Here is an 11,944-nt window from a genome sequence, read left to right as displayed (position 1 = left end):
GAAGGGGTGACGTGGTTACGCCAGACGTGGCATATGGGGGATGTCAGAAGTGCGGTGAGGGGCGGAGAGCCCCTCACCGCACTCCCCGAAGCGCTACTTCACCGCGCCCGCCATCACACCGGACACGAACTGCCGCTGGAACGCGAAGAACACCGCCAGCGGGATCACCATCGAGATGAACGCGCCCGGCGCGAGCGTCTCGATGTTGCCGGAGAACTGCCGGGTCTGCTCGGTCAGCGCGACCGTCAACGGCTTTGAGCCGGAGCCCGAGAAGACCAGCGCCACCAGCATGTCGTTCCACACCCACAGGAACTGGAAGATGCCGAGCGACGCGATCGCGGGCGCGCCGAGCGGCAGGACCACGGTGGTGAACAGCCGGATCTCGCCCGCCCCGTCGAGCCGTGCGGCCTCCAGGAGTTCACGGGGGATCTCCGCGAAGAAGTTCCGCAGCAGGAAGATCGCGAACGGCAGGCCGAAGCCCACATGGAACAGGACGACACCGAAGATGGTGCCGAAGAGCCCGAGGTCGCCGAAGAGGTCGGCCAGCGGGATCAGGGCCACCTGCACCGGCACCACGAGCAGCGCCACCACGACCAGGAACCACCAGTCGCGGCCCTTGAAGTCCATCCAGGCGAAGGCGTATCCGGCCATGGCCCCGATGACGATCACCATGGCGGTGGCCGGAACGGTGATCCAGATCGTGTTGAGCAGGGAGTCGGTGATGTCCTCGTTGCCGAGCAGCGTCGAGTAGCTCTCGATGGTGAGCTCGGACGGTTTGCTGAAGACGGTCCACCAGCCGGACTCGGCGATGTCCGTCGGATCGCGGAACGACGAGGCGAGCAGACCCACCGTCGGCGTCACCCAGAGCAGCGCGATCAGGATGAGGAAGACCCGCATCACGCCGCCGGCCGCGCCGCTCGCCAGCCGGGAGACCAGTGAGCGCGGGGGCGGGCCGGACGGCTCCACGGCCACCAGGGGTTCTTTCACGGGTACGGAGGGTGCGGTCACCGTCGGCGCTCCCTTCGCAGTCGGCGGATGTTGACGATCATCACCGGCATGACGAGCAGCAACAGGACGATGCCGATCGCGCTGCCGAGGCCGAGGTCGCCGCTGCCGGTGAACGCCGCGTTGTAGAGCTGGAGGGCCAGCACATTGGCCTCGTCCTGGGTGGGCTGCGGCGCGATGATGAAGATGAGGTCGAAGATCTTCATCACGTTGATCATCAACGTGATCAGTACGACCACGAGGACCGGCATGAGCAGGGGCACCGTGACCCTGCGGAACACCTGCCACTCGTTGGCCCCGTCGACCCGGGCCGCCTCCAGGAGGTTGCGGTCCACCCCGGCGAGACCCGCCGCGATGAGCACCATCGCGAAACCCGCCCACATCCAGGCGTACGCACCGATGATGGCCGGAGTGACCAGGCTCGGGCCGAGCCAGTCGACACCGTTGTAGGGCGCCGCGAAGTTCGAGGCGGGCAGCCGGAGTTGGGCACCGTCCGCCTCCGTGGGCAGCCTGAACGTACCGTCGTCGGCCGCCTCTGCGGACGCCACGACCTTGCCGTCCTTGACCGCTTCGACCTTGATGCCCGAGAGGCCCTTCTCGCGCGCGTCGATGGCGCCCTTCTCACCGCCGCCGCCCAGCCTGAAGTCCAGCCAGACCGTGCCGGACACCTCGTCGCCCGCGGACTCGGCGGGCATGGCGTCCACGGGATCGCCGGGCAGCTTGTTCGGGGCGATGCCGACCAGCGGGAGCAGGGCCGGAACCCCCGCCCTCACCGTGTCCGTCGTCGTGAAGGCGCCGCCTCCGGACGCCTTGAGATCACTCTGCGGCGAGGGGCGCGCGTTGGGATAGACGGACGACTCGGCGAAGGTGTCGTGCACCCCCACCACCACGGCGTTGGCCACGCCCTGGTCGGGATCCGCCTCGTAGACGAGCCGGAAGATGATGCCCGCCGCGAGCATGGAGATCGCCATCGGCATGAAGATGACCATCTTGAACGCCGTCGACCAGCGCACCCGCTCCATCAGCACGGCGAAGATCAGGCCGAGCCCGGTGACCAGGGCGGGGGCGACCGCGACCCAGATCGCGGTGTTCTTGACGGCGGTGAAGGTGGCGTCGTCCGTGAAGATGTCGCCGTAGTTCTGCATGCCGACGAAGGATGAGCCGTCGGCGTCGTACAGACTGCGCCAGACCGAGTACCCGATCGGGTAGACCACGAGCGCGCCGAGCAGCACCAGCGCGGGCAGCAGGAACAGTCCCGCCACCCACGGCCGGGTGCCCATCACGCTCTTACGCTTCCGGGCAGGGGGCACCGGACCCGAGGAGCCCCCCGCCATCGCCACCTGGGACGACATCGGCTGCCGTCAGCCCTCGTACGCCTTGGCGGCGGCCGCTTCCAGCTGTTGCTGAATCCCGTCGACGTTCGAGGGACTCTTCAGGAAGTCCTGCAACGCCTTCCACTCGCCCTGCCCCTGGGTGCCACCGAAGGCGGCGGGAGCCTGGTCGGACATGTCGAAGCGGAAGTCGTCGCCCGCGGCGAGCAGCGCCTCGGCGATGTCCCGGGTCACATCGTCCTTGTACGACTTGAGGTCCATCTCCTTGTTGGGGGAGACGAAGCCGCCCTGCGCGGCCCAGATCTCGGCCGCGTCGGTCGACGCGAGGAAGGTCAGCAGGGCCTGCGAGCCCTTGTCGTCCTTCAGGGCCACGGCCATGTCACCGCCGCTGACCACCGGCGACTCGGCGCCGACGGCCGGGAAGGGGAAGACCTTCGCGTCCGTGCCGATCTTGGCGTCCGTGTCGGCGTTGATGTTCGCCGCGACGAAGTCGCCCTCGAAGACCATCGCTGCCGGGGTGTCACCGGAGAAGGTGTTCGTCACCGACTTGGGGAACTCGGTGCGCAGCGCGCCGGCCTTGCCGCCCGCGATCAGGTCGTCCTTGCCCCACAGTTGGGCCAGGGTGGTCAGGGCCTCCTTCACGGAGGGATCCGTCCACTTGATCTCGTGCTTCGCCAGCTGGTCGTACTTCTCCGGGCCCGCCTGCGAGAGGTAGATGTTCTCGAACCAGTCGGTGAGGGTCCAGCCGTCCTGCCCGCCGATGGAGACCGCGGGCGAACCGGCGTCCGACAGCGTCTGCGCGGTCTGGACGAACTCGTCCCAGGTCTTCGGCTCCTCGGTGATCCCGGCGGCCTCGTACGCGGCGGTGTTGTACCAGATCAGGGACTTGTTGGCGGCCTTCGCGTAGACGCCGTACTGCTTGTCCTTGTACGCGCCCAGATCCTTCCAGCCCGCCGAGAAGTTCTTGTCGAGCTGTGCCTGTGCCTCGGCGCTCAGCGGCTTGACCCAGCCCTTGTCGGCGAACTGGTGGAGCACGCCGACCTGCGGCAGGAACGCCACGTTCGGCGGCTGGCCGCCCTGGATCTTCGTGCCCAGGAAGGTGGAGGTGTTGTTGCCGGTCGGTACGTAGCTGACCTCGGCGCCCGTCCGCTTCTCGAACTCGTCCAGGACCTTGGTGAAGTTGTCCTGCTCCGGGCCCGTCCAGACGGCCGCGACCTCCAGCTTCTGGCCGTCGAGCTTGGGGAGCTTCACGGTGGCGGCCTTTTCCGTCTTGCCGCCGTCGCTTCCTGTGTCGTCGTTGCCGTCGCCGCCGCATGCGGTGAGCGCTAACGCCATCGCCCCCGCGACGACGGCGGCTGCGGCCTTCGCGGCCCTGCCTTTCCTGTTCGGCCTGCGTGTACGAAGAGTGCTGCGCATGACTAGCCCCGTTCTCCGTCGAACGTCCGAGCGCTGCTGTTCCCGTGCGCTCCCGGTGTACGCCTGCCCGCTTGGCGGCGGCAAGAGCGCCTGCGGTGTCAAGTGCGTGATCGTAATCGCGTCGTGACGTGCGCTCATGCCGATGGAGTCGAATGGAGTGGTGTGTGGAGTTGTGCGCGGTCGTAAGGAGTCGTCAGGTGGTTGAGGGCTGTACAGAACTGCGGCTTCAAGGACGGCTTCAGACGGCTGCAGACGACTCCAGACGACTCCAGACGACTTCAGAGCAACGAGGGCACTTCCGTGGCCGACACGGAGCGCGCGGCTCGCTCCAGGGCGCTGGCGAGGAGGGCCAGGTCCGTCGGACCGTTGCCCAATTCGCGTATGGGGCGACGGGCGGGCGGGTCGCCCATTCGGTCCCATTCAAGGGGGACGACCGTGGGGCGCAGCGTTGACGTGCGGGGGATACGGCCCGTGACTCGGCCTCCCTGGAAGGGAGTTGACCGGCCGCGGGGACCGGTGAGGCGTCCGCGGCCGGGGGCGGGGTCCTCCGGGCCGGACGAGGGGGCTTCGAGGGCGATGCGCAGGGCGGCCTGCCGGGCCAGCTCCGTCTCGGCGGTACGGGGCCCGCCCGCGGTGGCCGCCACCAGGTGCACCCCGAGCCGGTGACCGCTGCGCGCCACGGCTTCCAGGGCTCGTACGACGGATCCGGCCGCGGGGCGTCCTGGCGAGCCCAGTGCGGGGGACAGCAACGCGTCCAGATCGTCGACGATCACGACCAGCCGGGGGAGCGGGGGACCCGTCTCCGCCGCCGCCCGCTGCCGCTCCGAAGCGGGGCGCAGGCGGAGGGTGGAGCTCGGGGGTGTGTCCAGGTCGGCGGCGCCGGGGGTGGGGTGGGCGGTGGTGGTTCCTGGGCGAGTGGTGGCTCCGCGGGGTGCGGTGGTGGAACCGTTCGCCGAGCGCTGGCCCACGATGCGGCCCTGGAGCTGCTGCCGTGCGTGCCACTCGGTGAAGTCGAGGCGGCCGAGCAGCTCGGCCCGCCGCTTCAGCTCGGCGGTGAGGGACTGGGCGAACTCCCGCATACGGACCGGGTCATGGGCCGCGAGATGCGTGGTGACATGGGGCAGGTCGGTACAGACCCGCAGGCCCTCACCGCGCGCGGCAGCGCCGCCTCCGGTGCTGTCCCACCCGTCGATGAGCACGATCCCCAGCCGGTCGGGCCGCTCCGCGGCGGCGAGCGAGGCGGCGACGGAACGCAGCAACTCCGAACGCCCGCTGCCCGAAGGCCCCTCGATCAGCAGATGCGGGCCCTCCTGGACGAGGTCCACACTCGCCGGCCCGCGTGGCCCGGCCCCGAGCACGGCGACCGCGCGACCGCCGAGCGCCTCCGTGTCGTCGGCCGCGTCCGCCCAGCGAGCCATCAGGGACGCCGGGGTGGCCCGGGCCAGCCCCAACTCGTCGAGCAGCCGCGCCGCTTGGGGCAACGGCGCGGACACGCGCGCGTGCCGCTCACCGGGGACGGCGTCCGTACGCAACGGGGCCAGCGCCCGTGCGAACCGCTCGGCCCAGGCCATGGACACCGCGTCGACGGCGGCCACGGTGCCATGGCCGACGGGTCCACGGGGGAGCTCCGCGGCCTGGGTGCGTGCGGCGCCTTCGGGGGCGCCCGGTGCGACCCGCAGCAGCCGCAGCGCCGTGGCCACGTCCCCGCTGAGCAGGGCGACGGCTCCGCAGTCCCGGAACACCGACGAAGCCGCACAGGCCGCCTCGTACGTCTCCGTCACCGGCGAGGCGGGAGACGCGGCCACCGTCTCGGCCAGGCACACGACATGGATCCCGATCCGCGGCCCCTCCACCGCCAGCCGCGACACGGCTTCCCGCACGGCGGCCGGCCCGGGATCCCCGTCCACCACGACCACGGTGTACGGGCCGCGCCACTCGCCGTCGCCCGCTTCGTCGCTCCGCGCCCAGGAGGGCCGGTGGCCGCGGCCTCGGGGGGTGTCGTCGACTTGCCCGCCGCCCAGCGAAAACCCTAGGTGGGTGGCGTTGCTGTCACGTCCGGTGACGGGTGCCCCGCCAGGGGTGGGATCGCCGTGGTGGGTCGGCGGGTGCTGGGGGTGGGCACCTTCGGTGGAGGGTTCGAGGGGGTGGCTTACGCCGTTGCCGTTGCGGCGCTCACTGTCGGCGTGCTGGGCCGCGCCGGAGGCACTGCCGGTGACTGCCCCGGAGTCGCGCCCGGGGGCGCCGTGGGCGTCCGGCCGGCGTCCTGAGTGGGCGTCTTCGGCGGACGGTCCGGGGCGGTCGCTCTTGCCGTCGCCGCGGGTGGCGAGGCCTGGGTCGCTCGACCGCTGACCTGGGCGGGCGCTTCCGGCTGCTGGCCCGGGGCGGCTGGTTGCGGCGTCGCCGCAGTCGCGCTCGCCACCGGCGCGGTTGTCCGGCGGGTGACCCGGGCGGGCGCTGTCCGCGGTCGACCCGGGGCGGTCGGTCGCCGCGTCGTCGTAGGCCTGCCCGCCACCGCCCTGGCCGCCCGACGGGCTACCCACATGGGTGCCGTCGGCGGACGGTACGGCGACGCCGCCGTAGCCGCCCCCTGCCTCGGCGTCGCCCGCTCGGCGCGCAGCCGGGACCGGGATGGTGCCGGTCGTGTCCGGGGCGGCGGCGGTGACGTGGGTCTGGGCCCCGCGGGAAACCCCCGCGGCAGTCGCGTACGAGGGCCGGGCCCCCGTCCTGCGGGCCGTATCCGTCGCGTGATCCTCCAGGCGGCGGAGCAGTTCCTCTGTGCGGGACGTGGTCTGTTCGCGGTCGTAGGCCAGGAGGAGGCGGCAGTCCTGGCCGTGGGTGGGGCGGAGGTGGGGGAGCCAGCCGAGCCAGGACCACTCGGCGATGCGGTCCTCCAGGGGGCGCGAGCGGTCCGCGCTGAGCAGGACGATCTCCAGCGTGTCGGGGGAGTGCAGCGCGGCGAGCTGCGCCACCACCGCGCGCGCGAGCCCGGAGAGACGAGGCCGCGGTCCCGCGATGCCCAGCGCCCCGACCTCCCGCAATCCGGTGGTCACCGGCACCGCGGGCAGCAGCCCCGAACCGTCGGGTGCGCTCCGGTCCGCCGTACCGAGCCGCACCGCGAGCGTCTCCGGGTGCTCGGAGCCGCGCTCCCACAGCCGGGGCCCCGGCCCGAGCGCGGCCAGGAGCAGCGCCGCGGGGTCGGGCCACCGCTCCGGCTCCCGGGCGGCCGCCTCCGCGACGAGCCCGGGGGACGGCGCTGCGTCCGCTGCGTCCTCTTCGGAGCCCTCGTACGCCGACGTCCCGGACCCTTCGCCCCGGCCGCCCGCCAGGCGCCGGGCCCACGCCGAGAGCCCGCCGCGTTTGCGCGCGCCGCGCGGAACCGTCCCGGGCGGCACGGTCGTACCCCGCGTCGGCGTGTCCTTCCGGGTGCTCCCGGCCCTCCCTGCCCTCCCCGTGTCCTCGACCTCGGGTGCTCCGCCCTGCTCGGGCCCGACGGGCGGCTCCACGGAGCCGTGCCCCTGCGCCCCGGAGGAACTGCCCTCCGCGGCTCCCCACCCGGCCGTACCGAAGCCATGGTGCGTATCGCTCGCCACCAGGGCGGAGTCGTCACCTTCCGCCACGCGCGTGTGCGGCGCGATTTCGGCTTCGGCGGGCCCGGGCAGCGGCTCCTCGGGTGCCCCCAGCACCCGTACATGCCCCTCCCCGTCCGGCACCGTCTCCCGTGCCGCCGCGCCATCCCCCGCCCGAGCCAGCCGCAACGCCGACTCGCCCACCCGCAGCAGCGCCCTCGGCGCCAACCGCACCGGACGCTCGCCCACGCGCGTGCCGTCCAGCGTCGTGCCGTTGGTGGAGCCGAGGTCCGCGACCGACACCCGCCCGTCCGCGGCGACCGTGACGGCGCAGTGCAGTCGGGAGACGTCCGGGTCGTCCAGGGGCACGTCCGCGTCGGCGGAGCGGCCGATGTCGATACGGCCGCCGTGCAGCAGATGGACGCCGCCCGCGTCCGGACCGGCGACGACATGGAGCTGGGCCGCGGCCGCGTCGACCTCGGGGCCGGGTTCCGCCGGGGCGCCCAGGCACAGCACCGCGCCGTCGATCAGCGGCGGCTCACCGAGCGTGCAGCGCTGTGCGTCGAGCCGCTCCGCTCCCGCGTACAGCACACCGGGACCCTCGCCCCCCACCGCCGAGGCGAGTCCGGAGGACACCGCGGCGAGCGCGGTCCCGGCGGGCGCCGTCACCAGCACGTCGCAGGACGCGGCTCGCCCCTCGGGGCGCGTCCCCAACGGGTCTACGACGGTCAGCCGGATCTGCATCGCCGTCAGCGGTCCCTTCTGCGCGGGCGCCCGCGACGAGGCTGCGCTGCGATCCCCACGCAGCTCCCCCCACCGCACTCGGGCACGTCGGCCAGTACTGGAGGCATCCTCGCACCTGCCACTGACAACGCGCCCGCTTCCCACAAATAAGTGATCTTGATTGGTCGGCTCTGCCCGCAAAAATGCCTGACCAGTGCCCCATTGGGATCGATCACGCCAAGATCCCGCAACCAACCGCCCAGGAGTGAGCGTCTTTGCCTGAAACGGAGGGGATCGCCCCACGTAATCCACAAGACGGCATCCACAGGATGACGACAACCCGGTGCCTCGTGCAGCGGCACTACAGTGGGTCGGAACACCCGTAGCAAGGGTGACGAACCAACCAGGCAAGCAGCAGGGAGCGCATGACGTGCGGCCGGTAGGGAGCAAGTACCTCCTTGAGGAGCCGCTTGGGCGCGGCGCCACAGGCACCGTCTGGCGAGCCCGCCAGAGGGAGACCGCGGGAGCCGAGGCGGCCGTTCCGGGCCAGCCCGGCGAGACCGTGGCGATCAAGGTCCTCAAGGAAGAGCTCGCCAACGACGCGGATGTCGTGATGCGGTTCCTGCGGGAGCGCTCCGTCCTGCTCCGCCTCACCCACCCGAACATCGTCCGGGTACGCGACCTCGTCGTCGAAGGCGACCTCCTCGCCCTCGTCATGGACCTGGTCGAAGGCCCCGACCTGCACCGCTACCTGCGCGAGAACGGCCCCTTCAGCCCCGTCGCCGCCGCCCTCCTCACCGCCCAGGTCGCCGACGCGCTCGCCGCCAGCCACGCCGACGGCGTCGTCCACCGCGACCTGAAGCCCGCGAACGTCCTGCTCAAGCAGGACGGCGGCCAGATGCATCCGATGCTGACCGACTTCGGCATCGCCCGGCTCGCCGACTCACCCGGCCTGACCCGCACCCACGAGTTCGTCGGTACGCCCGCGTACATCGCCCCCGAGTCCGCCGAGGGCCGCCCGCAGACCTCCGCCGTCGACGTCTACGGCGCCGGAATCATGATGTACGAGCTGGTCACCGGCCGTCCGCCGTTCTCCGGTGGTTCTTCCCTCGAGGTGCTCCACCAGCACCTCAGCGCCGAACCGCGCCGCCCCTCCACGGTCCCCGACCCCCTGTGGACGGTCATCGAGCGCTGCCTGCGCAAGAACCCGGACGACAGGCCCAGCGCCGAGAACCTCGCGCGCGGTCTCCGTGCGGTCGCCGAAGGCGTCGGCGTGCACGCGACCTCCGCGCAGATCGCCGCCGCCGAGGGCGTCGGCGCGCTGCTCGCCCCGGACCCGGCACCCGCCACCGTGCCGGGCGAATCCTGGGCCGCCGACCCCACGCAGGTGCTGCAGCACGGCTCCGGTTCGTACGACCCGAACGGCGCGACCAGCGTCCTGCCGCACACCAGTGCCGGCGCAGGCTCCGGTGACGCCGACCCCACCTCCGTACTGCCGCGCCGCGGCGCCTCCGACCCCACCTCGGTGATGCCGCCGGTGCCGCCGAACCAGCCGCCGTCCGGCGGCCCGGAAGACCCGCACCCCTGGCAGAACCAGCTGCGCGCGGCCCGCGACCGCAACGAGCAGACCCAGGTCCAGTCGTATCTCGACCCCGGCGAGGACCCGCTGCGGCGGCGTCCGCAGCGACAGGTCGCCCGTCCGCAGCAGCCGCAGCAGCAGCCGCGACAGCGGCCCCAGCAGCGGCCTCAGCAGGGCTATCCGCCCCAGGGCCAGCCGCAGCAGTACGCACCTCAGCGGCAGCCCCAGCAGCAGCCGCAGCGGTACGCTCCCGCGCCGCCGCCCCAGCAGCCCGCGTCGAGGCCGCCTCGCGAGCCCCGTCCGCCGCGTGAGCCGCGCCAGCGCAGCGCCAACCCGATGAAGATCCCCGGGCTCGGGTGCCTCAAGGGGTGCCTGTTCACGGTCATCATCCTGGTCGTGGCGGGGTGGCTGATCTGGGAACTGAGTCCGCTCCAGGAGTGGATCGGTACGACCAAGGGGTACTGGGAGCAGCTGACGGACTGGTTCACGACGGCGACGGACTGGGTGGGGGACCTGATCTCCAGCTTCGACTCGGGTTCGGGTACTTCCGGCCAGTAGGCCCCTCTCGTCCCTCATCTCCCTTTAGTTCACCTGAGGCCCCTTTGGGGCCCTTCAGGCATGCTCGGCTCCATCCCGAATCCCCAGAATCGCGGTGCGGTTCTGGGGATTTGTCGACACCTGGCGGGTGATTTCTGTCTCCGGAGTGAAGCTTGGGTCTGCGGGCGCGTAGCTTTAGCGACAACACGCGTCCGTAGGAGCAGTCTTGGCACGGAAGATCGGCAGCCGGTACACCGCGCACCAGATTCTGGGGCGGGGCAGCGCCGGCACGGTGTGGCTGGGCGAGGGGCCGGAAGGGCCCGTCGCCATCAAGCTGTTGCGTGAGGACCTCGCCTCCGACCAGGAGCTCGTGGGGCGCTTCGTCCAGGAGCGGACGGCGCTGCTCGGACTCGATCACCCGCATGTCGTCTCCGTGCGTGACCTGGTGGTCGACGGCAACGACCTCGCGCTGGTCATGGATCTCGTACGGGGCACGGATCTGCGGACCCGGCTCGACCGCGAGCGGCGGCTGGCTCCCGAGGCCGCGGTCGCGATCGTCGCCGATGTCGCGGACGGGCTCGCTGCCGCGCACGCGGCGGGTGTGGTGCACCGCGACGTCAAGCCCGAGAACGTACTGCTGGACATGCAGGGTCCGCTCGGGCCCGGCGGCTCGCATCCGGCGCTGCTGACGGACTTCGGTGTGGCCAAGCTCATCGACTCGCCGCGGCGGACCCGGGCGACGAAGATCATCGGTACGCCGGACTATCTGGCGCCCGAGATCATCGAGGGGCTGCCTCCTCGGGCGGCCGTCGACATCTACGCGCTGGCGACCGTGCTGTACGAGCTGCTGGCCGGGTTCACGCCGTTCGGCGGCGGTCACCCCGGAGCGGTGCTGCGGCGGCATGTCACGGAGACGGTGGTTCCGCTTCCCGGGATTCCCGACGAGCTGTGGCAGCTGCTCGTGCAGTGCCTGGCGAAGGCGCCGGCGTCGCGGTTGCGGGCGTCCGAGCTGGGGGCGCGGCTGCGGGAGCAGCTGCCCGAACTGGCGGGGATGCCGCCGCTGGATGTGGACGAGCCGGAGCCGGAGTTCGACGCGGCGCCCGCGGAGCCGGAGGCTCCGCGTGACGTCGAGCGGGTGCGGCGGGGTGCGGTGCCCCTGGTGCCGGGGCGGGCTGCCCCCGACTCGAACCGTGACACGCATACGAGCATGCGGGTGCCGGGGCCGGACGAGCTGGCGGGCGGCGCCAGGGGCACCGCCCGCGCACCGCGCGCCGCCGGCGCCCCGCGGCCCGGCTCCGCCCGGAACCGTGCCGTGGCCCGGCGCCGACGCCTCACGCTCAGCGCGGTGGCCGTCGCGCTGGCGGCAGCGGTCGGTGTCGGCACGTGGCTCGCCACGACGGGCGACAACGCGGACGCGACGCCGCGGGGGCCGGGGGCGTCGGCTCCGGCTTCGCCGTAACCGTCGCCCCTGTTCGGGGTGCCTATGGGGCATGTGGTTGGGGTGCATTGGCGGGTGCGGGTTCGTTGTGGCTGGTCGCGCCGTTCCCCGCGCCCCTTGGGTGGGTGGTGGGTGCGGGGCCGTGGGCCGGTGCGTCAGCCCGTCGCAGGGTGGGCATACGGCCCTGGCCTGGTACAAGGCCCTGGTTCTCCGAGACCGGATCTAAGCGACGGGCATACGACGCACCGGCCCACGACCCCTCCCGCCGGTGAGAAGCCGCGGGTTCGTTGTGGCTGGCGGTGGGTGGAGCCGCAGGCTTTTGCTTTTAGGGGCGCGGGGAACTGCGCGA

6 protein-coding genes are annotated in these 11,944 nt (G+C 72.2%); 2 read left to right on the top strand and 4 right to left on the bottom strand.

What is annotated here, in order from left to right:
* Window positions 1–93 precede the first annotated feature (93 nt).
* From OP79_RS36465 to OP79_RS52535, 4 genes are all read right to left on the bottom strand, one after another.
* Complete coding sequence (locus tag OP79_RS36465; RefSeq protein WP_106972566.1) at window positions 94–897, bottom strand: carbohydrate ABC transporter permease; 804 nt, start codon at window positions 895–897, stop codon at window positions 94–96.
* A 107-nt stretch (window positions 898–1,004) separates the two neighbouring features.
* Entirely contained in the window at window positions 1,005–2,357 is a 1,353-nt protein-coding gene (locus OP79_RS36460; protein WP_078492228.1) for a carbohydrate ABC transporter permease, read from the bottom strand.
* A 9-nt stretch (window positions 2,358–2,366) separates the two neighbouring features.
* Window positions 2,367–3,752, bottom strand: coding sequence for an ABC transporter substrate-binding protein (locus tag OP79_RS36455; RefSeq protein WP_033326508.1), 1,386 nt, complete (start codon window positions 3,750–3,752; stop codon window positions 2,367–2,369).
* A 278-nt stretch (window positions 3,753–4,030) separates the two neighbouring features.
* Window positions 4,031–8,062 carry an FHA domain-containing protein gene (locus OP79_RS52535; RefSeq protein ID WP_033326506.1) on the bottom strand — a complete coding sequence of 1,344 codons (4,032 nt, stop codon included), beginning with the start codon at window positions 8,060–8,062 and terminating at the stop codon, window positions 4,031–4,033.
* 409 nt (window positions 8,063–8,471) lie between these two features.
* Here OP79_RS52535 and OP79_RS36445 point away from each other — a divergent pair, with 409 nt between their 5' ends.
* Entirely contained in the window at window positions 8,472–10,178 is a 1,707-nt protein-coding gene (locus OP79_RS36445) for a serine/threonine-protein kinase (protein ID WP_033326503.1), read from the top strand.
* Between the two features lie 205 nt (window positions 10,179–10,383).
* Window positions 10,384–11,616 carry a serine/threonine-protein kinase gene (locus tag OP79_RS36440; protein WP_033326501.1) on the top strand — a complete coding sequence of 411 codons (1,233 nt, stop codon included), beginning with the start codon at window positions 10,384–10,386 and terminating at the stop codon, window positions 11,614–11,616.
* The last annotated feature ends 328 nt before the right edge of the window (window positions 11,617–11,944 follow it).

Origin of the sequence: Streptomyces yerevanensis (assembly GCF_000716805.1) — a bacterium.
Lineage (GTDB): Bacteria > Actinomycetota > Actinomycetes > Streptomycetales > Streptomycetaceae > Streptomyces > Streptomyces flaveus.
This window is presented reverse-complemented; position numbering and strand designations above follow the sequence as displayed.

Bases quoted from the DNA above. Each gene is read 5' to 3' on its own strand.
- OP79_RS36465 (WP_106972566.1), bottom strand. From the start codon at position 897: ATGCGGGTCTTCCTCATCCTGATCGCGCTGCTCTGGGTGACGCCGACG.
- OP79_RS36460 (WP_078492228.1), bottom strand. From the start codon at position 2,357: ATGTCGTCCCAGGTGGCGATGGCGGGGGGCTCCTCGGGTCCGGTGCCC.
- OP79_RS36455 (WP_033326508.1), bottom strand. From the start codon at position 3,752: ATGCGCAGCACTCTTCGTACACGCAGGCCGAACAGGAAAGGCAGGGCC.
- OP79_RS52535 (WP_033326506.1), bottom strand. From the start codon at position 8,062: ATGCAGATCCGGCTGACCGTCGTAGACCCGTTGGGGACGCGCCCCGAG.